17 protein-coding genes are annotated in these 25,791 nt (G+C 65.0%); 8 read left to right on the forward strand and 9 right to left on the reverse strand.

Annotated features, from left to right (window positions below; translation table 11 throughout):
- Positions 1-6: 6 nt before the first annotated feature.
- The 4 genes from AAGS40_RS18825 to AAGS40_RS18840 form a co-directional block, all read right to left on the reverse strand.
- The gene (locus AAGS40_RS18825) at positions 7-2,691 is read right to left on the reverse strand and encodes a mechanosensitive ion channel domain-containing protein (protein WP_345816290.1); all 2,685 of its coding nucleotides are present in this window, start codon (positions 2,689-2,691) and stop codon (positions 7-9) included.
- Between the two features lie 208 nt (positions 2,692-2,899).
- Positions 2,900-3,235: an NIPSNAP family protein gene (locus AAGS40_RS18830; protein ID WP_345816632.1), complete on the reverse strand. Its 336-nt coding sequence runs from the start codon at positions 3,233-3,235 to the stop codon at positions 2,900-2,902.
- Positions 3,236-3,385: 150 nt separating this feature from the next.
- Positions 3,386-5,215 carry an MFS transporter gene (locus AAGS40_RS18835; RefSeq protein WP_345816633.1) on the reverse strand — a complete coding sequence of 610 codons (1,830 nt, stop codon included), beginning with the start codon at positions 5,213-5,215 and terminating at the stop codon, positions 3,386-3,388.
- A gap of 158 nt (positions 5,216-5,373) precedes the next feature.
- A complete protein-coding gene (locus tag AAGS40_RS18840) occupies positions 5,374-6,807 on the reverse strand; it encodes a sigma-54 dependent transcriptional regulator (protein ID WP_345816291.1) in 1,434 nt (477 codons plus the stop codon).
- A gap of 1,295 nt (positions 6,808-8,102) precedes the next feature.
- Here AAGS40_RS18840 and AAGS40_RS18845 point away from each other — a divergent pair.
- From AAGS40_RS18845 to AAGS40_RS18855, 3 genes are all read left to right on the forward strand, one after another.
- On the forward strand, positions 8,103-8,513 hold the full coding sequence (locus tag AAGS40_RS18845; RefSeq protein WP_345816292.1) for a hypothetical protein: 411 nt from the start codon (positions 8,103-8,105) through the stop codon (positions 8,511-8,513).
- A gap of 74 nt (positions 8,514-8,587) precedes the next feature.
- Positions 8,588-9,796 carry an AAA family ATPase gene (locus AAGS40_RS18850; RefSeq protein WP_345816293.1) on the forward strand — a complete coding sequence of 403 codons (1,209 nt, stop codon included), beginning with the start codon at positions 8,588-8,590 and terminating at the stop codon, positions 9,794-9,796.
- Positions 9,797-10,094: 298 nt separating this feature from the next.
- Entirely contained in the window at positions 10,095-11,507 is a 1,413-nt protein-coding gene (locus AAGS40_RS18855; protein ID WP_345816634.1) for a nicotinate phosphoribosyltransferase, read from the forward strand.
- On the opposite strand, the gene AAGS40_RS18860 is transcribed toward AAGS40_RS18855, so the two are convergent.
- Both AAGS40_RS18860 and AAGS40_RS18865 read right to left on the reverse strand, forming a co-directional pair.
- Complete coding sequence (locus AAGS40_RS18860) at positions 11,504-13,351, reverse strand: ATP-binding cassette domain-containing protein (protein WP_345816295.1); 1,848 nt, start codon at positions 13,349-13,351, stop codon at positions 11,504-11,506. The genes AAGS40_RS18855 and AAGS40_RS18860 overlap by 4 nt on opposite strands.
- A 48-nt stretch (positions 13,352-13,399) precedes the next feature.
- Complete coding sequence (locus AAGS40_RS18865; RefSeq protein ID WP_345816296.1) at positions 13,400-14,278, reverse strand: extracellular solute-binding protein; 879 nt, start codon at positions 14,276-14,278, stop codon at positions 13,400-13,402.
- Between the two features lie 615 nt (positions 14,279-14,893).
- Here AAGS40_RS18865 and AAGS40_RS18870 point away from each other — a divergent pair.
- Positions 14,894-15,292 (forward strand): LysR family transcriptional regulator, encoded by a 399-nt coding sequence (locus tag AAGS40_RS18870; protein ID WP_345816297.1) that lies wholly within the window; start codon positions 14,894-14,896, stop codon positions 15,290-15,292.
- 24 nt (positions 15,293-15,316) lie between these two features.
- Here the strand turns inward: AAGS40_RS18870 and AAGS40_RS18875 are convergent, their stop codons facing one another.
- Positions 15,317-16,660, reverse strand: a complete 1,344-nt coding sequence (locus tag AAGS40_RS18875; RefSeq protein ID WP_345816298.1) for a DUF2325 domain-containing protein — start codon at positions 16,658-16,660, stop codon at positions 15,317-15,319.
- A gap of 609 nt (positions 16,661-17,269) precedes the next feature.
- Between AAGS40_RS18875 and AAGS40_RS18880 the strand changes: the two genes are divergently transcribed.
- The gene (locus AAGS40_RS18880; RefSeq protein ID WP_345816299.1) at positions 17,270-18,163 is read left to right on the forward strand and encodes a 2OG-Fe(II) oxygenase; all 894 of its coding nucleotides are present in this window, start codon (positions 17,270-17,272) and stop codon (positions 18,161-18,163) included.
- 149 nt (positions 18,164-18,312) lie between these two features.
- Here AAGS40_RS18880 and AAGS40_RS18885 read toward each other — a convergent pair whose 3' ends face one another.
- Both AAGS40_RS18885 and AAGS40_RS18890 read right to left on the reverse strand, forming a co-directional pair.
- Complete coding sequence (locus AAGS40_RS18885) at positions 18,313-19,752, reverse strand: MFS transporter (RefSeq protein ID WP_345816300.1); 1,440 nt, start codon at positions 19,750-19,752, stop codon at positions 18,313-18,315.
- 429 nt (positions 19,753-20,181) lie between these two features.
- Positions 20,182-21,063, reverse strand: a complete 882-nt coding sequence (locus AAGS40_RS18890; RefSeq protein WP_345816301.1) for an oxaloacetate decarboxylase — start codon at positions 21,061-21,063, stop codon at positions 20,182-20,184.
- 212 nt (positions 21,064-21,275) lie between these two features.
- Here AAGS40_RS18890 and prpR point away from each other — a divergent pair, with 212 nt between their 5' ends.
- The 3 genes from prpR to ahpF all read left to right on the forward strand — a co-directional run bounded on the left by prpR (position 21,276) and on the right by ahpF (position 25,745).
- Positions 21,276-23,285, forward strand: a complete 2,010-nt coding sequence (gene prpR / locus AAGS40_RS18895) for a propionate catabolism operon regulatory protein PrpR (RefSeq protein WP_345816302.1) — start codon at positions 21,276-21,278, stop codon at positions 23,283-23,285.
- Positions 23,286-23,399: 114 nt separating this feature from the next.
- Positions 23,400-23,963, forward strand: a complete 564-nt coding sequence (gene ahpC, locus AAGS40_RS18900; RefSeq protein WP_345816303.1) for an alkyl hydroperoxide reductase subunit C — start codon at positions 23,400-23,402, stop codon at positions 23,961-23,963.
- A gap of 189 nt (positions 23,964-24,152) precedes the next feature.
- Positions 24,153-25,745 carry an alkyl hydroperoxide reductase subunit F gene (gene ahpF / locus AAGS40_RS18905; protein ID WP_345816304.1) on the forward strand — a complete coding sequence of 531 codons (1,593 nt, stop codon included), beginning with the start codon at positions 24,153-24,155 and terminating at the stop codon, positions 25,743-25,745.
- The last annotated feature ends 46 nt before the right edge of the window (positions 25,746-25,791 follow it).

The following is a 25,791-nucleotide window of genomic DNA, read 5'->3' on the forward strand; positions in this document are numbered from 1 at the left end:
ATTCCGTTACTCGTGTGGCGAGGTCTGGCCCGGATTGGCGGGCGTGCCCGGACCGCCCGCAGGGGTTGGATCCACCGGCAACTGATCGTCCACTGGCGCGTCACCGGCCTCCTTGGCCGATGCTGACAATGCGTCCGCTGCCGCGTCGGGCTTCGATACCTGTTCCGCCGCCGGGTTCACCGACCCCGCGCGTTGGCTTGCTTCGACACGAGCCGCCACGCTTGCCGGGTCCCACGTGAGCAGATTGCGCTGCGGGTTCGCGATCGCGATGCCGCGCTCGGTAAAGCGGTCGAGAATGCGCCGGTTGAATTCACGCTGCACGCCCCAGCGTGCGCTGTCGCGGCACTGGATCTGGCCGGCCAGCGTGATCGCCGAACCGTCCACCGCGTCCACGCCCCAGAAACTGAAGTCCGACAGAATGCCGTCCTTGAACGCGTCGTCCTGGCGCAGGCCGGCGCCGATTTCCTTGAGCGTGTCGATCGCGCGGTCCACGTCCTGACCGAACACGATGCTGACCTTCACCGCCGCATTGCCCAGGCCGCGATTGGTGTTGTTGACCGTCGACACCGAACTGAATGGCACGGTGTACAGCGAGCCATCGCCGCCACGCAGCCGAACCGTGCGGATCGACAGGTATTCGACCGTGCCGGACACGCCCGCGAGCGTGACCCAGTCGCCGACCTGCATCGCATTTTCCATCAGCAGGAAAATCCCCGTGATGAAGTCCTGCACGAGCTTTTGCGAGCCGAAACCGAGCGCGACGCCGAAAATGCTCGCGCCCGCGAGCAGCGGCCCAATGTTGACACCGATCTCGCTCAGGCCAGTCAGCACGACCACGAGCGCGATTGCGCAGAAGAGGCCGGTGCGCAGCATCGGCAGCAGGGTGCGCAAACGGGCGGCGCGCACGAGGTCGCCGCTCGTGGTCCAGCGGTCGAGGCGCTGTTCCACCGACACGTTCACGCCTTCCCACACCAGCAGTGCAAGCACCGCCGCGACGCCGATCGTCACGATAGCCGACGCGAGGCGATGGCCGACCGTCCCGCTGCGGAACAGATCGACGACGTCCACGCCCCACACCTGCAGCAGTCCGAGTGCGGTAATGACGCCGATCAGCGTCGAGATCACGCGGCGCACCATCGGGTAGTAGCGAAACGCGTGCTGATGCACGAGCGACTTCGGCGTGTCGCCCTGTTCGTCCTCTACGTGGAAAAGGCGCGCAAGCGCGCCGAAGAGCACGATCGCCACCACCCGCGCGCCGACCAGCACGGCGAGCGAAATGCCACCCAGATGCAGCAGCGTCGAATAGCCGTTCTGCACGTCGAGCGCCCAGACGAACCATAGCGCCATCACCACGAACACCGCGAAATAGGCCCACGCGTCCGCAAACGCGCCGCCTACCATTTCGAGCGAGCGCGTCGCCGCGGCGCGCTTGCGGATCAGTTGGGCGACCGGTTTCGCGCACTGCAGGATCAGGATCGAGATCATGACGTGGCCGACCAGCGCCACGACCTTGAGCAGCGCGAGGTGCGCGGCGTCGTTCAGTCCGAGCGATTGCGCGATTTCCGCGATCGCCGAGCCCGCACCCACCACGCTGACGATGCGCACGACCCAGTGCTGGACGAAAACGGCCCACGCGTCGCTCATGCGCAGCAGACGCAGGCGGGGCGCGCCCGGCTGCAGGAAAAAGCCGCTGACGATCACGATCACACGGCACAACTCATAGATGTCGATCAGCGAATCGAGCGCGCGGTCTTGCGGCGTGCCGTCGTCGGTGAAAATCGACATCAGGCCGCTGGCCGCGCCGACGAGCACCGCGAGCGGCAGCAGGCGCAGCACCAGCGTGAGCAGTGCGCGTGGCAGGCGTTGCAGCAGCGTCCAGTGATGCGCGGCGCTCTGCTTGCCCTTCGCTTCGGTGACCTTGCCCTTGGCGGCCACGGCTGCGGATGTGCCTGCGGGCGCGGCTTGCGCCGTGGCCTTGACTTCGGCGGCGGTGACGGGCTCGACTGGCAGCGGCGGCGCGGCATTCGGTGCGTCGGCCGAGGGCGGCACGACATCGACGGGCAAATCGGTGCGCGGCGCGTCGGCCCCGTCGCCCAGTTCGCGGCGCGCAGCCAGCGCTCGATAGGCGCGCCGCAGCAGACGGCGCGCGAGCCATTCGAGCGCCAGTGCGGGCAATAGCGCCGCGAGCAGCGACCACGCGACATGCGCGAGAACGCTGCGCGCTTGCGGATTGGTGAACTGCCAGTGCCACCACGCGCGTACCGACGCGGTATCGAAAAGCGCGGCAACCGAACTGCGCAGTGACTTGCCGAGGTGGGCCGCCCAATGCGCGCCTTGACGCGCCAGTTGTGACGCCAGTCCGTTGGACTGGAATGCGGCGGGCACGAGCGCCGCTGCGCCGCTCGCCGCCGACGCGCCCGAGGCGGCGGAGGCCGCGGATGCGCCGGAAGCCGGCTGCGGCGCGCTCAGCGCGCCGGCTGCGGCGATGGCCTGAAGCGTATCGGAGACCTGCGCACGGCGTTTCGGATCATTCAGTACGGCGAGGGCCTGACGGGCCTGGTCGGGCGTCAGCGAAACCGCGCCGCTGGAGGCCGCCGTGGCGGGTGCGGTGTGCGTCGCGGTGGCGGCGAAGGCCGGCGCGGCGCCGAGCAGGAGAAGAGCGAGACAATAAACGTGAAGGAGTTTGCGCATAGGGTCCAGAGACAGGGGGCCAGGTGCGGAGAGCTTGCCACACGCGCAAAGCGCGTCCGGTGCCGTAACCAGGAACCGACACGGGATCGATCGCACAAGTTCCGCGGCGACCGAGTCTAGCGCGCCGGAGATCGGGCGGCTTGCAATGCCCTGTCGGGTAGCAGAAAGCCTGCCTGCCGTGCGCTTGCTCTGGACCGGCACCCGAGCTTTATGCTCGGCCAGGCTTCATGTCGAGCGTGCCGTCGACGAGCCGGGTGAAGGTCCGTTCCTCGCGCAGGATGAAACGCAGCGTCCGCGCGAGCCGGAAGTTTTCGCGCGCTTCGTCGTCCGCTCGCAATGTTGCGCGGTAGTGTTCGTAAGCGGCGAGACTGTCAAATGCGATCAGCCCCCACGCGATGTCATTCGTCCCTTCGTGCGGCAGAAAATACCCGAGCAGATGGCCGCCGCAGCGCGGAATGATGCGGCCCCAGTTGCGGGCATAGGCGTTGAAGGCATCGAGTTGGAACGGGTCGATCTGGTAGCGGATGAAACAGGTAACAGGCATCATGCGTCTCCGGCGTAGCGGGTGGGCGGTGGACCGGTTTCCAGTATCGGGCCCGCTCACGAGCGACGTTTCACCGTGTGCTGAACGGTCTACGCGTTGTTCTGCCGCCGATGGCGGCGCACGCAATTCAGTCGCGACTGAATGGGCACGTTAGCTCGAAGCGGGTGGCGTGCTTTCCTTGCCGTTGTCGCCGCCAATCGTCAGCGCCCCCAGTGCGGCGCCTGCCAGCGCGCAGATCGCCGACACGAGCGCCACCGCCCGCAACGCGGCCCCGAGCGCTTCCGCCTGGGCGCGCGCCACTTCAGCCCGACTCGACGCATCCGACCGGGTAGGGTCAGCGGCGGGTGTCGCGCCTTCCGTCACGGATGGCTTGGCCGCGGTCGAAGGCCCCGGCGACTGCGGCAAAGCTTCCGGCTGCGCGCCGGCGCCCGCGAGCGTCGCCGCATTACGTGCCTGCTGCGGCACATGCGATGCCGCAAGCTGTTTCTTCAGCGCCGTGTCGTGCGACCAGACGAACACGATCCCCAGTACTGCGATCGCCAGCAGGCTGGCCACGCGCGCGACCGCGTTGTTGATGCCCGATGCGACGCCCGTTCGCGCGCGGGAGACCGACGTCATCACCGTCGTAGTGAGCGGCGCGACGGTGATCGTCATGCCGAACCCGAGCACGACTAGCGCCGGGAAGAAACCGCGCCAGTAGTCGCCGCGCACCCAGGGCAGCGCGATCATCGCGAAGCCGGCTGCGGCGATTACCGGGCCGACGCTCAGTAGCGCGCGTGCGCCGAAGCGGCCGGTCAATCCGCCGGTCACGCGCGAGAGCACCCCGATCGTGACTGGCACCGGCAGCAATGCCGCGCCGGCTTGCGTCGCGCTGTAGCCGTAAGCGCGAATCAGCGTGAAGGGCAAAAAGAACAACGCGCCGCCGAGCCCAAAGTACAGCAGCAATGTGACCAGGTTCGCGCCGACGAAAGCGCGCGAGCGGAACACGTCGAGCGGCATCATCGGATCTCGGGTTCGCGCTTCGAGCGCAACGAAAGCGGCCAGCCCGATCAGGCCGCCGAGGATCAGCCCCAGCACCCGACGGTCGCCGAAACCCTGCGTGGACGCGAGCGTCAGCCCGTAGGTGAGCGCGGCAAGGCCCGCGGTCGCGGTCAGCGCACCCGGCCAGTCGAGGCGCGAGCGCCCATGCGCCTGGACGCCCGGGCCGCCGGGTCTGCCGAGTTGGCCCGACGCGGCGTGTTCGGCGGATTTGCCGAGCTCGGCCTCGTCGCCGGGCTCGCCAGGTTCGCCAGATTTGCCGGACTCGCCAGGTTCGCCAAGCTCGCCGGACTCATCTTCCTGCCGGCTGTCCGGCACGGCCACGACGGCCAGCGCGACCGTCGCGCAGGCAATGGGGACATTCAGAAAGAAAATGGCCCGCCATGAAAATGCGTCGACGAGCCAGCCGCCCGCCACCGGGCCGATCGCCGACGTGATCGCCCCGACGCCCGCCCACGTGCCGATGGCGCGGCCGCGTTCCCTGTCGTCGAACACCGCGCCGATGATCGCAAGGCTGCTCGGCACCAGCAACGCCGCGCCGACGCCTTGCACGGCCCGCGCCGCGATCAGCGCGCCCGCACCCGGCGCGAGTCCGCAGCCGATCGAGGCCAGCGTGAACAGCACGATACCCGCGATGAATACCGTTCGCCGGCCCAGTCTGTCGCCGAGCGAGCCGCCCACGAGCACCAGCGCACCGAGGAACAGCAGATACGCATCGACGACCCACTGGATCGCGGCGACGCTCGCGCCGAGTTCGGTCTGGATGGACGGCAACGCGACGTTGACCACGGAGCCGTCGATGAAAGCCATGCTCGAGCCGAGGATAGTCGCGGCCAGCGCGAGCTTTTTACTCCGGCAAGGGTGAGTGTGGCTGGACGAGCGCGCGTGAATGGCGAGCGTGTCGCACGGACTGGCCTGAGCCGGCCATGCGGAGGAGGACAGGCGGGCGGCTTGACGGGTTTGCTGCGCGCGACGATCGGCCAAGTCCGTCCCCAGGTGGATCAACGGCTTTCAGCATAGCAACGTCGCCGCCTCGCCGATAGACAGGTGGCGTTGAAGCGGGCGAGTCGACGGCGCGGCGGCAGCCGGGTCCGCCCGTGTCACGCCATGGACGACGCCTGCCGCTCCGCCTCAGCGTCGGCGTCCGCGCCGCTGCCGTTCGTCGCGCGCCCGTTCGACGGCTCCTGGTGCAAGCGGTTCGCGTGCATCAACCGGTATAGCGTGGCGCGCGAAATGCCGAGTTCGGCGGCCGCTTCGGACAGCTTGTAGCCATGCCGCAGCAACGCCTGCTCGATCGCGTCCTTCTCGGCCTTGCTGCGGATTTCCGCGAGTGTCACGGCCGGACCGTGTTCGGCTTCCGGCAGGCCGAGATCGGCGGCGGTAATGAAACGGCCTTCGCTCATCACCACCGCGCGGCGCACGCAATTGATCAGCTCGCGCACGTTGCCTGGCCACGGGTAGTTCGACATCGCGACGATCGCGTCGCTCGACAGCCCGCGCAGCTTGCGCGCGCCGTCCTGCCTGTACATGCTGAGTGCGTAGTTGGCGAGCAGTTTGATGTCGCCGCCACGTTCGCGCAGCGGCGGCTCGATCAGGCGCAGCACGCACAGACGGTGATAAAGGTCCGAGCGGAAGCGGCCTTCTTCGATCGCCTTGTCCAGATCGACGTGGGTCGCGGAGATCACGCGCGCGTCGACCTTGATTGGACCACCGCCGCCCAGCCGTTCGATCGTGCCTTCCTGCAGGAAGCGCAGCAGCACCGCCTGGCACTCATGCGGCATGTCGCCGATTTCGTCGAGGAACAGGGTGCCTTCGTGCGCGCTCTCGATCCGGCCGATCTTGCGCTGAAGCGCGCCGGTAAAAGCGCCGCGCTCGTGGCCGAACAGTTCCGCCTGCAGCAGGCTCGGCGGAATCGCCGCGCAATTGATCGCGACGAACGGCTTGCCCGCTCGCGACGAACGCTCATGGATCGCGCGGGCGGTCAGTTCCTTGCCCGTGCCGGATTCGCCGGCGACGAACACCGGCGCCTCCGTCACCCCGCACTTGTCGATGCGCCGGTACAGTTGTTGCATCGCCTCGCACTGTCCGACCATGCCGTGCCGTCCGAGCGAAGGCTCCGGCGCCATACGTCCCTGGCGCAGACTGGAGAGCCCATGTGCGTGACCAAGCGCGAAAATGAGCCGTTCGGTCAGCCACGGCCGCGTGACGAAATCGAAGCAGTAATCGAGAATGAAACGGCTGACCAGTTCGTCATCCGCCTGACCCGGCGCGATCAGCGCGACCCAGTTGGTTTCGACACGCCGCATGCACGATGCGAGCGCGGACAATTCCTGCGACGTGCAGTCGGCCGGCAGTTCCACGAGGCCGACCTTGATATGGCCGCGTTCGAGCAGACGCTCGGCGATGGTCGTGTTTTTCGCCTGCGCTGCCTGCCAGCCCGACTCCGCCAGAAACTCGGCGAGCTTTCTGTCGGGCGAACTGGACACGCATAACACCGTGCGTTCCATATCGACTGGCGTGGCATTGGTAGTCATGTAACCCCCGGATGGATACTGCCAGAACGGATCTTCGACAAAACCGGCCGACCGGCAAGCCGTGCCGCTCTCTGATTGACAGGGCACGCCGGTCCGTTGCACGGACTCGAACACAAGCTGCGTGACGGTAGCGTGAGTGGAGCGGGCATGGAGCAGGGCGGCGCATACCGCAAGTTGCTACATACTGGACGGGCGGCGGACAGCGTTCATTGCTGCAACCTGCCGAACGGATGGATTCCCCGAATCGCGCGTGCCGTTTTTCCTCGTTGTTTTCTCATACAGGCGCTCTATTGGCGCATCGCCTAACGATAAGCGAAAGCGCTTTGGAGCGCCATACAAACAATTCTGGATTCAGAAATAAAAAGGGGCGCCGCGGCCGATCAATTGCTATCGGTATTAAAACGTCAAGCCCCTTAATGCGGTGTTTCGCACGTTGCGACGCATTTAAAATCGCTGCGTCGTGTGATTGAATTCGTGAACGGCGCTCCACGCATGTCTCAAGTTTGCGACACTTTGGGCAAGACGCTTAAAAGCGTAAACCATCGCTGGCCGACCGGTATATTTGACCTGTCCACGCTGCAAACCCCGTCCAGCCGCGCGCCGCTGCGCCATTGGAAGAGTATGGAACAGGTACGAGTTTCCATCCATACGCCGTATGGTCTGAACGATGTGTCGTAATCGAATCAACGCGTGACGCGAAGTTCTCCGAAACAGGTTGCAGCGCGGCGAAAAGCGCTGCTGCACAGGCGTTTGAGTCCGCATGGCATACCCATTGCATTAGAGCAGCCACGAAGAATACAAGCTGCCATTCCAGCGACGGGGATCAAACAGGGAGCGGCAGAGTGACGAGGGATTCGCAGGGAGGCCGGGGAAGCAGATATGTCTTGCGAGTAAGCGGCGGGGCCATTAAAAAAACGTCAAAAACGGGGCGAGTGTTCGATGCGGTTAATCGGACACTCGCCACCGGACGCACGAAGCGCACACAAACTGACTTCGCCACGTTTTTCGTCTGGCCAGACGGGACATGAAGGCGAGGCAAATGACGACAGGCAGTGCGCCCGCAAAGCCGGCGGGTGGACAGTCCACACAATATCCGCATTAAGCGGAACTGCAGAACAGGCGGGAAGAAGCTGGAATAAAGCGGGAGCAGGCAGGAATAAGCGACGGGGCAGCGCTTGGCCAGGACCAGCCGGCGCGATGATGCGGGGAGAAATGGCCTGAGCCTCCGCAGAGAGGCGGAAGTAGAGGTGAACCGGGCGCCGTGTCCGCGCTTCGCGGGCACGGCTCACCTGGATATGTCCGGCCTGACCGGCACGGTCGGCAACGGACTCATCATTCGGGGGAGTGTGATGAACGACAGAATCAACAAGCCGGCCGCCAGCGCGCGCCCGGTTCACGGAGCGGAAATCCGCGCCAGCGGGCTTCGGTACGAACCTGCTTGGCAGCCCGCACCGAAATCCACGCTGCAGCAACGCCGTGGCACGGCACGGACGCTCTTCGCCGCGCCGCCAGTCGACCTGATGACGCTCGTCATCGCGGACGAAATCAGGCGCAGGCAACAGGCCGAACTTCAGCGCGACACGCTGCGCGACGCACGCTACGAAATGCCCTTGCCGCGCGAACGTCGCGACGGACGATATGGTGAGAGCGACGATAGCCGCAACGGGCGACGCGCGGATAGCCGGTCTTCCGGTTCCGACGAATAACAAAAAATTGAACGGCGGCCGCGAGCGACGCGGCCCCCGTCATCACCGAACGGCCCAGGACCGGCCGGGACCACATGATCGACATCCTTCTGATTTCGTCCGGCATGGAGCGCATGCCGTTGATCGCTGCGCGCCTCGAAAAAAGCGGCGTGCCGTACCGGCTTCGCACGGCCTACGGGACGGCGCGCCAACTTCGTGTGCATGCACGGCTGATCAGAATGGCCGATCTGCTGATCGTCGACGACGTGGACCTGAGCGCGCGCGACCTCGACGACGTCGAAGAAGCGCTGGCCTGCACACCGGCGTTGCATTGCATGCTGGTGACGCCGGCGCCGTCCACCGCATTGCTGGGCGCCGCGATGCGCGTCGGTGTGCGGCACGTGCTGTCCTGGCCGCTCGACGCGGATGAGCTCGGCGCCGCGCTGATCCAGGTCGATGGCAGGAAAACGGCCGGCGTGCGGCGTAACGGGCGGGTGGTCTCGCTCGCGTCGAGCAAAGGCGGCAGCGGCACGACGCTGATCGCGGTGAACCTCGCCTGTTCGCTCTCCGCGTTGCGCCACCGGCGCGTGTTGCTGATCGACCTGACCCAGCAGTTCGCCGACGCGAGCCTGCTGATGGCCAACAAGCCGCCGCCCGCCACGCTCGCCGACCTGTGCGCGCAGATCGACCGCCTCGACGCGGCGCTGCTGGAATCGTGCGTCATGCACGTGCACGTGAACCTCGACGTGCTGGCCGGCGCAGGCGACCCGCTGCGTGCCGCCGAGCTGCAGCCCGCGCAGTTCCAGCGCATTCTCTCGCTGGTGCGCGAGCGTTACGACGCAGTGCTGATCGACGTCGGACAAACCCTCAATCCGCTGACGATCCACGCACTCGACCATAGCGACGCGATCTGCATGGTCGTGCGGCAAACCCCACTCTATCTGCACGGCGGCCGCCGGATGATCGATATTTTCCGGGAGTTCGGCTACCCGGCCAGCAAGGTGCGGGTAGTCGTCAATCAGTACGACAAGAACGCGCAGATCAACCTGTCGACGCTCGAACGGACACTGGGCGCGAAGGTGTCGCATCAGCTTCCGCGCGATGACGCGCACGCCGACGAAGCGCTCAATCGCGGCGTGCCGCTCGTAACCTCGGCGAGGGACAGCGCGTTGGCGCGCGGCATCGGTCTGCTTGCGGACATGCTGTGGCCGGCGCTGACCGCCGAGCGCCGCAAGAGCGTGCTGGGCCGTCTGTTCGCGACACGGCCCAATCTGCCGCCGCCGCAATGGAAGCCGGGTCACTGAGCAGGACGTTGCCGTGCCCATGGCGCTGCCGCCACCATGAGACGCCCGGTTGGCCCGATCGATTGACCGCGCAGCTGGACGCCCGGTAGCCACCCACGCAGTGCCACGCTCAGCACGCACTCGATTGGTAACGCCGGTTGCGTGCGCAGCCGTGCTGTAGGCGAAGCGCTTTTCGACGGTATATGGTGTACTGATGGTCGAGCGGGGCCCGACGGCCCGATTGAATACCCGATCACCCGATCCACCTGATCCACCGCGAGAGAGCCCAGTGAGCGCAGCACCGTTCCAGCCCAACGACATGGCTTCGATTCTGTCCAATCCGATTCTCAACACGGATTCGTACAAGGCCTCGCACTTTCTGCAATATCCGCCAGAAGCCACGGCCATGTTCTCGTACATCGAGTCGCGCGGCGGCCGCTATGACCGCACGCTGTTTTTTGGCTTGCAGATGCTCATCAAGGAGTATCTGTGCCGCCCCGTCACATCGGCGATGATCGGGCAGGCCAAAGCGTTCTTCACCGCGCATGGCGAGCCGTTCAACGAGGCGGGCTGGCGCTATATCGTCGATCAATGCAATGGCTATCTGCCGGTGCGGATTCGTGCGGTGCCGGAAGGGTCCGTGGTGCCTACGCACAACGCGCTCGTGACTGTCGAATGCGACGATCCACGGGTGTTCTGGCTCGCATCGTATCTGGAGACGATGCTGCTGCGCGTGTGGTATCCGATCACGGTCGCGACGCAGAGCTGGCATCTGCGCAAACTGATTCGAGCCGCGCTCGTGAAAAGCAGCGACGATCTCGCGCAGTTGCCGTTCAAGCTGCACGACTTCGGCGCGCGCGGCGTGTCGAGCGCGGAGTCGGCCGCGATTGGCGGCGCGGCGCATCTGGTGAGCTTCATGGGTTCGGACACGGTGCTCGGCGTGGTGGCCGCGAACCATTACTACAACGAGTCAATGGCCGCGTTTTCCGTGCCGGCGGCGGAGCACAGCACGATTACCTCGTGGGGACGCGAGCGCGAAACGGACGCCTTTCGCAACATGATCGCGACATTCGGCAAGCCCGGCGCGATCGTCTCCGTGGTCTCGGATTCGTACGATCTGTTCGCCGCGCTCGACGTCTGGGGTTCGGAACTGAAACAGACCGTAATCGATTCCGGCGGGATGCTGGTCATCCGGCCCGATTCGGGTGATCCGCGCACCATCGTGCTGCAAACGCTGCGCGCGCTGGATGCATCGTTTGGATCGACGGTGAATGGCAAAGGACGCCGCGTGCTGAACAACGTGCGCGTGATTCAGGGCGACGGCGTGAACCCCGAGTCGATCGAAGCGATCCTCGCCGCGATGGACGAAGCCGGTTTCGCCGCGGACAACATCGTGTTCGGCATGGGCGGTGCGCTGTTGCAACAGATCAATCGCGACACTCAGCGCTTCGCGATGAAATGTTCCGCGATCCGTCTCGGCGACGAATGGCACGACGTGCTGAAAGATCCGGTGACCGACGCCGGCAAGCGTTCGATGAAAGGGCGTCTCACGTTGCTCGTCAATCGTCGCACGGGCGAGTATCGGACCGTCACGTTGCCGCTCGCATGGGACGACCGCACCGCCGAAGCCGACTGGGAAGACGCGCTCGTCACGGTGTACGAGTCGGGCAGGCTGCTGGTGGACGAATCGCTGGCGGCAATCAGGCGCCGCGCGCACGCAGACGAAAACTAGGCCGGTTCTCGAACCGGCCAGACATCGACGCCTTCAGCGCGTACGCTGATCCGGCAGGGCGAGCCTTCTCGCAAACTTGCATCTTCGCTGGCAATATCGAAGTTGACGCCGGCGATGTTCACCCGGATATAGCGCTCGCCGCGCCGCAGTTCGATTGCGTCGACCACGCCGGCATGCGCGCCGTCGGCCATCAGCGTCAGCGCGTGCGACGAGACGCGCCACATGACCCGCTGACCCGCCGCGAATGCGCCTTCCCGTACGCCGGTTTCGAACACCAGCCCCGCAGCAAGCGCCAGGCGTCCAGGCGCGCCGATCACGCCCTCGCCGACATTGTGCAAACCGAGCAATGCGGCGACTCGCATGGAAGCGGGCCGCTCGAATACAGCGTCGATCGCGCCGGCCTGGAGGACGCGTCCCTGTTCGACGACGAGAACTTCGTCGGCGAGCAGCGCGGCCTCGTCGGGATCGTGTGTGACGATGATCGTCACCGCCGCGATCTCGCGCTGCAGGGTACGCAACGACTGCTGCAGACGGCGGCGCCTGGGCGTATCGAGCGCGGCGAACGGCTCGTCGAAGAGCAGCAGTTCGCTATGCCGGGTCAGCGCGCGTGCCAGCGCCACGCGCTGCCGCTGCCCGAACGACAACTGGTGCGGCAGCCGTCCGACCAGATGCGCGAGCCCCAGGTGATCGAGCCAGTAGCGTGCGCCGGCCGGGTCGGCATCGACCGGAAAAGCGAGTTGCTGTGCCACCGTCATGTGCGGAAAGAGCCCGTAGTCCTGCGGCATGTAGCCGATCTGGCGGCGCTCGGGCGGCAGCGTATCCAGTTGCGTGTCGCCAAGCCGCACGGAACTCGACGCATTCGATTCGAGCCCGGCAATCAGGCGCAACGCGAGCGACTTGCCCGAACCCGATGGCCCGATGATCGCAAGGCGGCGCGTGGTAGGCGCCCACGCAATGTCGAGATCGAATGCGCCAAGCTGCCGGTGCAAGTGGAACGCGAGGCTTCTACCGGCCGAGGCGTCGCGACCGGTGGCGAGAGCAGTGCGAGGTTCGAGCGCGTCGTCGGCGGCCTCGACGGGTTCCGCGCCGTTGCGTTGACGCAGACTCAGGATCGACAGCACCGCGCACAGGATTGCGATGGCGAGCGTCGGCAGCAGCAGCGGCATCATCGCGGGCAGCCCCTGGCCGCCGAACACCACATAGGTATAGACCGGCAGCGAATACGGATGATAGGCGACCATCACCGTCGCGCCGAATTCGCCGAACGCGCGCAGCCATGCGAGCGCGAGGCCGGCGCGTATCGCGGGCCACGCGACGGGCAGCATCACGCGAAAAAAGCGGCTCGACGCGTGATGGCCGAGCGTCGCGGCCACGTCGTCGAGCACCGGATCGACGGCGGCGAACGCGGACTTTGCGGCAATGATCAGAAACGGCGCAGCGACGAACGTTTCGGCCAGCACGATGCCGGCGAACGAGTCGGTCAGCGCGCCACCGCTGAGCCGGCCAACCCAGCTGTACGGACCGAGCAGAAACAGCAGCAGCACACCGCTCGTGAGCGGCGGCAGCGCGAGCGGCAACTGGACGACGAAGCCGAGCAGCGCCACCTTGCGTGAGCGGGACCGCGCGAGCAAGTAGCCAAGCGGCACGCCGCCCAGCAGGATCACGAGCGATGCGACGCTGGCGCTGCCCGCCGAGATGCCGACCGCCGACCACGTGGCGCGCCAGTCGACGCCCGTCCAGTCCGCCGCGCCAAGCTGCGGCACGCTCGCTGCGAACGGCGCGCACAGATAGACGGCCAGCAGCGCGGCCAGCCAGAGCAGCGGTCGCGCGGCAGGACGGTTCACCGGGTTGGCGAGGCTGTTCGAGGAATTCGCGATGTTCGTTATCCTGCGTTACTCGTTCGCGGCGTCGATCACGGCCTGCACGGAAGGCGGCATGGCTTGCACGTTACCTTTCACCGTGGGTTTGACGATACCCACGCCGTGTTGCCTGAGCAGCGCGCGTCCTTGCGCGCTCAACAGGAAGTCGACGAAGCTGCTCGCGCCTGTGCGGTTCGGCGCGTCGTTGAGGATCGTCAGCGTATAGCTTGCCTTGGCCTGCAACTCAGGCGCGGGGCGGATCGCCGGAATCTTCAGGTCCGACGTTTCGGTCGAGTAAAAGAAGCCCGCGTCGAGCTGGCCGGATTGCAGACGGCCCACCAGCGTTTCTTCAGGCAGCACCTGCTCCGGATTGTCCGGCGCGCCGAGTATTTTCTGCGCAAGGTCGGGCTGATGGTAGAGGTCTGCCGCCTTCGTCACCATCTCCACGGTGAACGCGCCCTTCGGATCGAGCTTCGGATCGGTGCGGCCAATCCGGATGCCCTGTTCCTGCAACACCTGATCCCAGCGTTTGCCCGTGAACTGCGAAGCGAATCGGCTCTGCGCGTTATAGCCGATCATCAGCGGCGATTCGGCAAAGTTCACGTACCAGCTGACGTGATCGCCATTCGCCTCGCCCATCAGGCTCGTATTGACCTTGGGGCTTGCGCTGATGAACACATCGCCGCGGCGCAGCTTGCCTTTGATTTCGTTGGCAATCTTGTTCGAGCCCGCCGCATAGCCGCGGAAATGCTGCCCCGTGGCCTTCTCGAACGCCGGCCCGACGCTGCGCTCCATCAGATTGACGAGCGAGCCGGCATACAGCACGTTGACCGTGTCAGCCTGCGCGAACGCCGGCGCGGCGTTGACGATGCCGGTGACGGCCACGAGAGAGGCGAGCAACTTGCGAATCATGCGATAACCCGGTTTCGTTATTAAGAGCGCTATATTACGACGTCAGCGCACAATTGTGCGCGGCCGGCAGTATTGCTGTAAGCCTTGACAGGCGCCGTATGTGCCGATGCGCTGCACAGGCGTCGGTTTGCACTTCATGAGACAGCCACGCCAACTCGCTTGCGATCGCTTGCGCATTGCGTTCAGCAGGTCGCGCTTTGTCGCAGTGAAGACCAAAGGCGCATGGAATCTCCCGAGCGGCGCGACCGCGCGCCATCTGTCTTGTGACGAGGTTCGTCTCCGAATGAATAACGACGCCCCGCGCGCCCTGGCGGAATTCGACGATGTCGGCAGCAATATCGCGCTTATCACGGCGGTCGATGCAAAAGCCGGTGTCGCAGCGTAATATACGCACGAATATAGCGAGTCGACAAGCCGCCACGGAACCAATGCTGGAGATAACCGCGCATGGATTGTGAGAACGAAAGTGCGGCGCCCGCCGCGCAGAGCACGCTAATCGGGCGTGGTCCCGAGCCCGGCTGCTCGGTGTGCGGACTCAGGCCGCTCTCTGCCGAATGCAGATGAGGCCGTCCGGCCAGGATGGCGGCAGCAGGCGGTTCGTGTATCCTTTCGCGCATGGCTGATCATGTAAAAACCAAACCAGCGCCCGCGCCAAAACCTCACAAGACACGTCCCGAAGTGCGCTTCAGAATGCGCATCCGTCATGGCGACGCGGTCGCGCTCGGTCCGGGCAAAGTCGAACTGCTCGAAGCCATTCGCGAGCACGGTTCGATCTCGGCGGCGGCGCGCAGTCTCGACATGTCCTACCGTCGCGCGTGGTTGCTGATCGACGTACTGAACCGCTCGCTCAGGTCACCGGCCACGCATTCGGAGCAGGGCGGCCAGAGCGGCGGCGGCTGTTCGCTCACGCCGGTGGGCGAAACGATCATTCGCCTGTATCGCGACGTGGAAATCGAAGCGCAAAAGAGCTGCGCCAGACAGATTGCCGAACTGATCCGCATGATTCGCGTGTGATCGCGTGGCGGGAATCGCGACAGGTCAGCCATGCCGCAGACAGAATGCGGACGCCGGCGGCCGCGTCACTTGCTCCCCCCGCGCAGACGGCAGCCGCGCCATCAGTTCGACGAAGCTCGCCACGCTCGCGGTTCGCAGCGGGTGATAGTCGATCTGCTGGCGTTCGCAGACCCGCTTGAGCATGTTCATCGAATCGTGATCGATGCAGTCGACCGGAAACACGACGACATCCGCGCCGGGCAACGCCGCGGCGAGCAAGCCCTTGCGATCCTCCACGCCGCCGTCGTGCACGATCAGGTCGCCGCCCGCGCTTTGCACGAGCCGCCTGAGTGCGGCATTCGAACCTGGGCGGCCACCCACATACACGATTCGCTTGCCGCGCACATTCTCCAGACTCGCGCGACGCAAGCCGGAGCCATTCGCTGCATCGACAGTGGCATGTTCGAGCGCGTCACATTCGCTTTGCACGACACGCAGCAGCGCGAGCGCCTGGTCGCGGCTCCTGCGCAACGCGAGCGCCGCTTCCCGCTCCTCGTGCACGCGCTGTTCAGCGGCTTCGCGCCGGCTGGTGTGCAGCGCGACACGCTGATCGGCATCGGCAAGCCTGTCACGCAGTTTTTGCAATTCGCTTTCGCCGCTGTTGGCCTCGGCGGCCGCGGTGCATGTGGTCGCTGCGGCAAGTCTGGCAATCTGCTCGTTGAGCGCGGCGATCGACGCGTCGTGCTGCAAGCTCATTTCCTGCAAACGGCTCTGCTGCCGCTCGAGCTTATCCCTGAGTACGGCGTTTTCTTCTTCCAGCGCGACCAGCCGGCGAATGTCCGCGCGATTCGCTGCGCCCACTAGATGCGACAGCATGTGCAGATCGCCGAACGCTTTCTGGCGCACGGGCAGCGTGGCATGCGGATGCGTCATCAATGCCCAGTACGCGGGCGGAATGTCGCCGCTTTTCAGCGCTTCGTCCCACAGCGTCAGCAGTTCGACGTCATCGGCGGCCTTGTCGAAGCGGCGCATCGCGCCCGCATAGCGCTCGTCGAGCAACTTGTGCAGCGCCCTGGCGGCTGCGCCGCCTTCAATCGCTAACTCCACCGCGCAATGGTGAATGTCCTGATCGCTTGCGTCGCGCCGATCGAGCGTCGTGAACTTCGGCACGAGCCTGCGCAATTCGTGCGTGCTCAAACACGTGCCGATGATCGAGCAGTGCAGATGACTGTCGAGTTCAGCAAGGCGCGCGCGACGTTTGCCAGGTGGACGCGACCCGTCGGCTGGTGCGCAACACGCGTTTGCGGCGCGGAGGCCGGTGCCGGCGAGTTCGTCGTCGGAGAGTTTCAGGCGCGCAGGCTGTGCAAGACGGAATGGCGGCGTGTGCATGACTTGTTTGGTGTCCGGTTCGTAGTCGGGGCGGATCAATGCGAGTGCACTGCGCGCTCGTCGCGTTGGCCGCGCTTAACGTCGACGGCCGCGCTTCGATATATATCCACGGATATAACGGTGGGCGCGCGCGGATGGTCTTGATGAGCGTCGGCATGATCCGGATCTGATCGCCCGAAAGGGCCAAGGCGGCGCAGCGCGTGTCGCACGCCGACCAACAGGCGAGCGCGCTTCACGATGCGTACCGTCATATTCAACAGGATATAACGAAAGGAGCCGCGAGTGTTGACCACGACGCGTGAAGCGCAAGGTGCGGTGTTCACGCTTACAATCTTTTGCGAGCGACATCGATGACACGGCAAGCACGCGAGAACAAGGCGCCGTTCCACCAGGCGACTGATCGGGCGTTGCTGATTCGCATGCCAGCAGCGTGACGCCGCGACGCGTGACGCGCGATATGCCGGGGCGGAAGCCGAACCATTCATCTGCGCGGGTGCGTTACTTGGGTTCGGTGTCGCGTCCGGGAGCGCCCGGCACGCGTGGGCCCCGCTTGCTGTTATACCGTCAGTTGATGCAGTATTTTCCCGACGCCCGAGAAAGAGGACCGTTATGCCAGTAGTCGATCCCGCATGGGAGGAATGGCTCAGCAGCAATGCCGCGCGCGGCTGCACGATGGATTCAATGATCGACGCGATGGTTCAGGCCGGCTTCGCGGGCGAAGCGGCGCGCGAAGCCGTCGGCCGGGCTTTTGGATTGGCTACTGCGGGCGCGGCGAACGCGTCGTCGGCGAGCGGCGCGCCCGTTGCGTCTGAAGCGCGTGTCGCACGGAGCGAGCCCCGCCTTTACGAATACGACGACATGCCGGTTGCAAGCGGCAACGTGATCCGCGCGCAGGATCGAGACGTCCGCGTGATGATGCGCTGCGCCAGGCCGCAGATCATCGTCTTCGCGGATGTTCTGTCACACGACGAGTGTGACGAGATGATCGAACGCTCGCGGCATCGGCTTAAACGGTCTACCACAGTGAATCCGGCCACCGGCAAGGAGGACGTGATCCGCAATCGCACCAGCGAAGGGGTCTGGTATCAGCGGGGCGAAGATCCGTTCATCGAGCGCCTCGACAAACGCATTTCCAGCCTGATGAACTGGCCAGTCGAAAACGGTGAGGGGCTGCAGATCCTGCACTACGGCACCGCCGGCGAATATCGTCCGCATTTCGATTACTTTCCGCCGGATCAGCCGGGCAGTGCCGTGCATACCGCGCGGGGCGGTCAGCGTGTGGCGACGCTCGTCATCTATCTGAACGATGTGCCCGACGGCGGCGAGACGATTTTTCCGGACGCGGGTCTGTCGGTCGCCGCGCAAAAGGGCGGCGCGGTGTATTTCCGCTACATGAACGGCCAGCGGCAGCTCGATCCGCTGACTTTGCACGGCGGCGCGCCGGTGCTCGGTGGCGACAAGTGGATCATGACGAAGTGGATGCGCGAACGCGCATACGGATAAGGTCGCGCCGTGGGCGTGTGCGGCAGCCAGCCAGGCGCCGCGCGAGGCACGCCGATGACAGGCCGGCGGTTCGATGCCGTCTGGCCGACGTCGCTTAACGTCGGTCCGAGTGCGCCGGTGCTGCCGGGGTTATCTGGACCGGCGTCCGGCTAGCCTTTCGCCGGTCCTTCGCTGCCGCGCGAGCCGCCGCCGATGCTCTGTCCCGCGTCGCGTGCAAGCCCCATGTAGCCGGTCACCGAAACGAGCGTCAGCACGCCGGCCAGCAGGAACGCGAGCCGAAAGTCGTCGAGCGTGAACACGCGGCCCGTGGTCTCGCCGTTGAAGAACGCGGCCGCGCGCAGCGACACCGCGCCGAATGCGATGCCCAGACCGATCGTCATCTGCGCGGCCGCGCTCCACAGCGTACTGGCCGCGCTCATTTGCGGCTGCGCGACGTCGGCGTAGGCGAGGGTGGCGAGCGTGGAGAACTGCATCGAACGCGCCACGCCGTACATGAACACGACGAAGAGCACGAGTGCGAGTGGCACATTCGGCGTCAACAGCCCGCATGCGACGATAAAAATGCCGGCGACCGTCACGTCGACGATCGACACCATACGGAAGCCGTAACGTTGCAGGATGCGCGTGGTCAGCGCCTTCATGCCGAGATTGCCCAGCGCGCTTGCGAGCAGCAGCAGGCCGGATTTGAACGCCGACAGGCCGAAGCCCACCTGAAACAGCAGCGGCATCAGATACGGCACCGCGCCTATACCGATACGGGTGAACGAACCCGTCACCACCGTCACCGAGAAGGTGGGAATCTTGAGTGTCGAGACGTCGATCAGCGGATGCGGATGGCGCTTCGCATGCTGGAAAGCCACCACGCCCATCAGCAGGCCGCCCACGATCACCGCGCCGGCGATCCACGGGTTCTCGCCGGGCTGGCTCGCGAGCTCGGCGCCGTACAGGATCGCGGTGAGCGTCGTGCCGCTGAGCAGCAGGCCGACCACGTCGAGCGGCTTGCGCTCGGCGCCGCGCAGGTTCGGCACGATGGCGAGCGCCACGGCCATGGCGGCAAGACCGAACGGCACGTTGAGCAGGAAGATCCAGCGCCACGACGCGTAAGTGGTGATGAAGCCGCCGATCGGCGGTCCGACGACCGGCGCGGCGATCGCCGGCCACGTGATCGTGGAGATCGCCTGCATCATCCGGCTCTTTTCGGTACTGCGCACGACGATCAGACGTCCGACGGGCACCATCATCGCGCCGCCCAGCCCTTGCAACAGCCGCGCGGCGGTGAATTCAGCGACGTTCTGCGACAGACCGCACAACACGGAGGCCACCGTGAACACGCCGATTGCGGTGAAGAACACGCTGCGCGAACCGCAGCGGTCGGCGACCCAGCCGCTCGCCGGAATGAAAATGGCGAGCGCCAGCATGTAGGCGGTCATCCCGAGGCTCAGGCTGTTCGGGCCGACGCCGAACGAGTGCGCCATTTGCGGCAGCGCCGTGGCGATCACCGTGGTGTCGAGATACTCCATGAAGAACGTCGCCGCGACAATGTAGGGCAGCCAGGCGGCGTACGCGTTGCGGCTCGGGCTATCGCTCATCGTTGCGGCCTCGCTGCGCCGGTTGCCGTCGTCGCGGACAGCGACTGAGATGCGCGAGGTTCGCACGCTCCGTGAGGTCCCCGTGATCCCTTTACTCGCGTTGATCCGCCTGACTGGCGAAGCGGGCGCGACGCGGCAAACACCGTGCGCACCAGGAGCGATGCCCGCGACTCACGCGGACAGATACGTCGAGCAAGCGGAAAGCATCCGCGCGAGGAACTGAGCGTCATTCTTGCGACAGCCTTTTGAAAACGGTTCGCGGCGCCCGGCAATGTCGACGCGCGAGACAGAAATGCGGCCGTCCGAATGGCCGCCGGTCCTGAATCCTAACGCAATCAATCGCGCCATACCCGCAGCACACGCAATGAACCGGCGGCTGCCGCTCACGCTTGATGACGCGCGCAGGGTCACGTGCGCGCAGTGCAGCGCTCAGTCCTTTGCTGCGTACTCGCGGTCGAGCTTGTCGTATAGCGGTTTGTTGACGAGGCGCTGGCGTTCGCTGAACGGCGCGACCAGGGTGGCGTCCTCGTCGAGGCGGCCATTGCTTTTCAGCGTGCCGAGCGCGCGCTGCATGCCGAGCACCGCCCCCTGCAGCGCGGCATTCGCGTACAGGACGATTCCGTAGCCCAGTCCGGCGAGCGCCTCGCGTGACTGCACGGGCGTTTTGCCGCCAATCACGATGTTGATGAGTTGCGGCGTGTCGAACAGCGAGGGCAGACGTTCGATGTCGGCGAGCGATTCCGTGGCCTCGATGAACAGCACGTCCGCACCGGCTTCGATGAAACGGTGGCCGCGCTCGATCGCATCCTCGATGCCATGAACCGCGGCCGCGTCCGTACGGGCCATGATCTGCAGGTTGCCGTCTTCGCGGGCGTCGACGGCCGCGCGGATCTTGCCCACCATCTCGCTTGCGCTGACCACTTCCTTGCCGGAGAAATGGCCGCACTTCTTCGGCATGATCTGGTCTTCGAACTGGATCATGTCGGCGCCGCTGCGCTCCAGCACGCGCACCGTCTGGCGCACGTTCAAAGCGTTGCCGAAGCCGGTGTCGGCATCGACGATCAGCGGCAGCGCGACCGCGTCGCGAATCCGCGCGGTGTGCTCGGCGACTTCGGCAAGACCAATGAACCCTAGATCGGGCAGACCGAGCGACATATTGGTCACACCGGCGCCAGTGATATAGATCGCCTCGAAACCGGCGTCTTCGATCACGCGTGCGCTCATGGCGTTAAAGGCGCCCGGCACGAGCAAGCCCCGGCGTTCGTTGACTTTGGCGCGGAAAGCGGCGCGGCGTGCAGCAGTGGTGCTCATGATCGGGTGTCTCCGGTTAGATGAAGCGGGTAGTAGCAATGGATGCGCTGCCATTTTTGCAGGAACCATGCCATCGTGCGTCAGGGCTTTTCTCCACCGATAAAGCTGCAATACGGACAGTTTGGCTGGATGGCAGCGCATGGCACAATGAACGCGTGTTTCACAGAACGTTTCGTGGAACGTTTCATTTCAATGCCGGAGCGCTTTTTTCCATGGTCACGCGAACTGTCTTCGAACCCTACGCAGGCCAGCCAGGTGTTGCATGGGTAAGTATCAGCCGTTTGCATGCGCTCTGCGAAAGCGTCGCGCCGCGTTATGCGCAGCGTGCGCGCTTCTTTCCCGTCCGTGAGGGCTACGGCGCGGCGGTAGCGGCGCTGCAGGCCTATGTGGACGCCGGTTCCGTCGACGTCGTGCTGGCGGCGGGCTCGAACGGCGCCTATCTGCGCGACAACCTGAGTGTGCCCGTCGTGATGGTCAACGTGAACGGCTTCGACGTGCTCGGCGCGATCACGCGCGCGACCAGCACGTGGCCGCAGGCGTCGATCGGGCTGGTGCTGCACGAATCGATCGCGCCCGAAATGGCCGACCTGAGCGGCTGGCTGAACGTTCGCCTGAAACAGCGCGCGTACCGTTCTATCGACGACGTACGCCAGGCCGTCGCCGACCTTGCCGCACAGGGCTGCAGCGTGATCATCGGGCCGGGCATGGCGTGTGATCAGGCGCAGCAGGCGGGCCTGGAAAGCGTGTTTCTTTACTCGCTTGGCGCGGTGGAGCAGGCGTTCGAGCGTTCCGTGGAACTGGCGCAGGTGAGCCGACAGAAGGAATCGAAACGCGTGCGCCTCAATACGATCGTCGCCCATCTGCGCGACGGCGTAGCCGCTTTCGACGATGCGGGCCGCGTGGAAGCGGTGAATCCGGCCATGCTCGATCTGCTCGGTCTGGACCGCAATCAGGACGTGCCTGCGCAACTCGCGCATGCAGTCGGCCCGCTGCTTCGTGAGACGCTCGCTCACGGCCGGCCGATCGAGGAGCGGATAGAACAGATCGGCGGCCGCTCGCTGATCGTCAATTGCCTGCCGATCGTCGAACACGGCGCGCGCGCCGGCTCGGTCGTGACGGTGCAGGACGCGCTCGTGGCGCAGCGCATCGAGCGGTCCCTGCGCACGAGCCAGCGGCCAAAGCACTTGGTTGCACGGCATCATCTGGATGATCTGACCGGCCGCTCGGCGGCGCTGCAACGGGTGCGGCGGCTCGCTCGGGCCGGCGCGGCGCATGATGCGACCGTGCTGCTCACCGGCGAAAGCGGCACCGGCAAGGAACTGGTGGCGCAGGGCATTCATAACGCGAGCCCGCGGCGCGGCTGCCCATTCGTCGCGTTCAACTGCGCAGCGCTGCCCGAAGGGCTGATCGAAAGCGAGCTGTTCGGCCACGAGGAAGGCGCGTTCACCGGCGCGCGGCGCGGCGGCAAACCCGGGCTTTTCGAAATCGCCCACACCGGCACCATTTTTCTCGACGAGATAGGCGAGATGCCGGCGGCGCTCCAAAGCCGCCTTCTGCGTGTGCTGCAGGAGCGCGAAGTGATGAAGCTCGGTTCCGGCCGCGCGACGCCTGTCGACGTGCGCGTCATCGCCGCCACCCACCGCAATCTTCATACACTCGTGGAACAGGGCGCTTTTCGCGCGGATCTGTATTTTCGTCTGAATCTGCTTCAGATAGAATTGCCGCCGCTGCGTGAACGTCGGGAGGATATCGTTCCGCTGGCGCGGCATCTGTTGAGCCGCGAGGCGGCGCAATATGGTCTGTCGGCGGGCGCGCTCGAACAGATTCTCGGGTTTCTTGCGCCGCTTTTCGAGCACTACGCATGGCCGGGAAATGTGCGCGAGTTGGAGAACCTTCTGACGCGGGCCGCGATCTACCTGCAGGACGCGACTGAAGTCGCGTTGCTGGATCGGCAGGCGGTATTCCCGGAATTTGGGCGGATGAACGGCCCAACCGGCACGCAGCCGGCGCCGGTCACACCAACGGCCGCACCCGCGAACGGCCGCGCCGTGCCGCGCGGCACACCGGCCCATGCGGACGTGGTGCGCGCGTTGCACGAAGCGGGCGGCAATCGCGCCGCCGCGAGCCGCGCGTTGGGAATCGGCCGCACGACACTCTGGCGGCTCCTCAAAGATGCCCGACCCGCTTCGGAAGGCCATTCAGACAGCGATAGTCAGGGATAGCGCATTAAATAGTGTCAGACTATCACTATCATTAAAACAATCCGCTTTACCTATTAAGCGTCGTCTGACATACTGACTCCACTTTCCAACCACTCAGAAAGAGGACTCAGTCAAATGCCGATTATCAACAGTCAAGTCAAACCGTTCAAGGCACAGGCTTATCACAACGGCGATTTCACTACCGTCACTGAGGAAAGCCTGAAGGGCAAGTGGTCGGTGTTCGTTTTCTACCCGGCTGACTTTACCTTCGTTTGCCCGACCGAACTGGGTGACCTGGCCGATCGCTACGCGGAATTCCAGAAGCTTGGCGTGGAAATCTACAGCGTGTCGACCGATACGCATTTCACGCACAAGGCCTGGCACGACACGTCGGACACGATCCAGAAGATCAAGTACCCGATGATCGCCGACCCGACGCTCGCGATCTCGCGCAACTTCGACGTGCTGATCGAAGAAGAAGGTCTGGCGCTGCGCGGCACGTTCGTGATCAACCCGGAAGGCGAGATCAAGCTGTGCGAAGTGCACGACAACGGTATCGGCCGTGACGCAGGCGAACTGCTGCGCAAGGTGCAGGCTGCACAATACATCGCGGCTCACCCGGGTGAAGTCTGCCCTGCCAAGTGGACGCCGGGCGCAGAAACGCTGTCGCCGTCGCTGGACCTGATCGGCAAGATCTAAGGTCTGACAGGCCCGCGAGTCCTGTGTAACACGCGACCCGCGCAGCAGACAGTCGTAGCAGGCGCCTTTGGGCGCATCGCGTGCGAAGTGCTTTCTACAGTGCTTCGCATGGTCCTGGGCTCCGCGCTTCCTGTCCGGAAGTGCGGGGCGCCGGGAACCCAACACCCCTCGTCACGGAATCGAAAAGCCATGCTTGACGCCAATCTCAAGACCCAGTTGAAAACGTACCTCGAAAAGGTTAGCAGGCCTATCGAGATCGTCGCGTCGCTCGACGACAGCGCGAAATCGCAGGAGCTGCTGGCATTGCTGAACGATATCGCGACGTTGTCGGCCCGCGTGTCGGTGATCGAGCGTCGGGATGACGAAGAGCGCAAGCCGTCGTTCTCGATCGGCGAGCCGGGCAAGGACATCGGCATCCGTTTCGCCGGTATTCCGATGGGTCACGAATTCACGTCGCTGGTCCTTGCGCTGCTGCAGGTCGGCGGCCATCCGGTCAAACTCGACGACGCGGTGATCGAACAGATCCGCAGTCTCGACGGCGACTATCAATTCGAAACGTATTTTTCGCTGACCTGCCAGAACTGCCCCGAAGTCGTGCAGGCGTTGAACGTGATGGCGCTGATCAACCCGCGCATCCGCCACACGGCTATCGACGGCGCGCTGTTCCAGAACGAAGTCGAAGCGCGCCAGATCATGGCTGTGCCGACCATGTTCATGAACGGCGAAGTGTTTGGTCAGGGCCGCAGCGGCGTGAAGGAAATCCTCGCCAAGCTCGACACCAACGCCGGAGCGCGGGCGGCGAAGGCGCTGGAAAAGAAGCCGGTGTTCGACACGCTGATCGTCGGCGGCGGCCCGGCGGGCGCGGCGGCTGCAATCTACTCGGCGCGCAAGGGTATCGCGACGGGAGTTGTTGCCGAGCGTTTCGGCGGCCAGGTGCTCGATACGCTGGCAATCGAAAACTTCGTCTCCGTCACGGAGACCGAGGGGCCGAAGTTCGCTACAGCGCTCGAACAGCACGTGAAAACGTATGAAGTCGACATCATGGACGTGCAGCGCGCCGAAGCGCTGATTCCGGGCCGCATCAACGAAGTGCGTCTGGCCAACGGCGCAGTGCTGAAAGCGAAGACGATCATTCTGGCCACGGGTGCGCGCTGGCGCGAAATCAACGTGCCGGGCGAGCGCGAGTACCGCAATCACGGCGTGGCGTATTGCCCGCATTGCGACGGTCCGCTCTTCAAGGGCAAGCGTGTGGCCGTGATTGGCGGCGGCAATTCGGGCGTCGAAGCGGCGATCGATCTGGCAGGTATCGTGAGCCAGGTCACGCTGTTCGAATTCGGCGCGACGCTGCGAGCCGACGAAGTGCTGCAACGCAAGCTGCGCAGTCTGCCGAACGTCACGGTCATTACCGAGGCGCAAACTACCGAGATCACCGGCGACGGCAAGAAGGTCAACGGACTCGTGTACAAGGATCTGCGTTCAGGCGAGGTGAAGAAGGTTGAGCTGGAAGGCGTGTTCGTGCAGATTGGCCTCGTGCCGAACACCGAATGGCTCAAGGGCACGGTGGAGTTGTCGAAGCACGGCGAGATCGTGGTCGACGCGCGCGGCGCGACGTCGGTGCCGGGCGTGTTCGCGGCCGGCGACGTCACCACGGTTCCGTTCAAGCAGATCGTGATTGCAGTAGGCGAAGGCGCAAAGGCGTCGCTCTCCGCGTTCGATCACCTGATCCGTCATGGCGAAGAGGTCGAAGTGGTCAGTGAAGTCGAAGCAGAAGCAGCAGTCTGAGTACGTGGTAATGGAGTGGACGGCGGCCCGCGGGGCCGCCGTTTTT

Origin of the sequence: Paraburkholderia sp. PREW-6R (assembly GCF_039621805.1) — a bacterium.
In the GTDB taxonomy this organism is placed as follows: domain Bacteria; phylum Pseudomonadota; class Gammaproteobacteria; order Burkholderiales; family Burkholderiaceae; genus Paraburkholderia.

Excerpts from the sequence above, each read along its gene's own strand:
- ahpC (WP_345816303.1), top strand. The coding sequence starts at position 23,400 with ATGCCGATTATCAACAGTCAAGTCAAACCGTTCAAGGCACAGGCTTAT.
- AAGS40_RS18870 (WP_345816297.1), top strand. The coding sequence starts at position 14,894 with ATGGCTGATCATGTAAAAACCAAACCAGCGCCCGCGCCAAAACCTCAC.
- AAGS40_RS18880 (WP_345816299.1), top strand. The coding sequence starts at position 17,270 with ATGCCAGTAGTCGATCCCGCATGGGAGGAATGGCTCAGCAGCAATGCC.
- AAGS40_RS18845 (WP_345816292.1), top strand. The coding sequence starts at position 8,103 with ATGTCCGGCCTGACCGGCACGGTCGGCAACGGACTCATCATTCGGGGG.
- AAGS40_RS18865 (WP_345816296.1), bottom strand. The coding sequence starts at position 14,278 with ATGATTCGCAAGTTGCTCGCCTCTCTCGTGGCCGTCACCGGCATCGTC.
- ahpF (WP_345816304.1), top strand. The coding sequence starts at position 24,153 with ATGCTTGACGCCAATCTCAAGACCCAGTTGAAAACGTACCTCGAAAAG.
- prpR (WP_345816302.1), top strand. The coding sequence starts at position 21,276 with ATGGTCACGCGAACTGTCTTCGAACCCTACGCAGGCCAGCCAGGTGTT.
- AAGS40_RS18840 (WP_345816291.1), bottom strand. The coding sequence starts at position 6,807 with ATGACTACCAATGCCACGCCAGTCGATATGGAACGCACGGTGTTATGC.
- AAGS40_RS18850 (WP_345816293.1), top strand. The coding sequence starts at position 8,588 with ATGATCGACATCCTTCTGATTTCGTCCGGCATGGAGCGCATGCCGTTG.
- AAGS40_RS18855 (WP_345816634.1), top strand. The coding sequence starts at position 10,095 with ATGGCTTCGATTCTGTCCAATCCGATTCTCAACACGGATTCGTACAAG.
- AAGS40_RS18825 (WP_345816290.1), bottom strand. The coding sequence starts at position 2,691 with ATGCGCAAACTCCTTCACGTTTATTGTCTCGCTCTTCTCCTGCTCGGC.
- AAGS40_RS18890 (WP_345816301.1), bottom strand. The coding sequence starts at position 21,063 with ATGAGCACCACTGCTGCACGCCGCGCCGCTTTCCGCGCCAAAGTCAAC.
- AAGS40_RS18885 (WP_345816300.1), bottom strand. The coding sequence starts at position 19,752 with ATGAGCGATAGCCCGAGCCGCAACGCGTACGCCGCCTGGCTGCCCTAC.
- AAGS40_RS18830 (WP_345816632.1), bottom strand. The coding sequence starts at position 3,235 with ATGCCTGTTACCTGTTTCATCCGCTACCAGATCGACCCGTTCCAACTC.
- AAGS40_RS18875 (WP_345816298.1), bottom strand. The coding sequence starts at position 16,660 with ATGCACACGCCGCCATTCCGTCTTGCACAGCCTGCGCGCCTGAAACTC.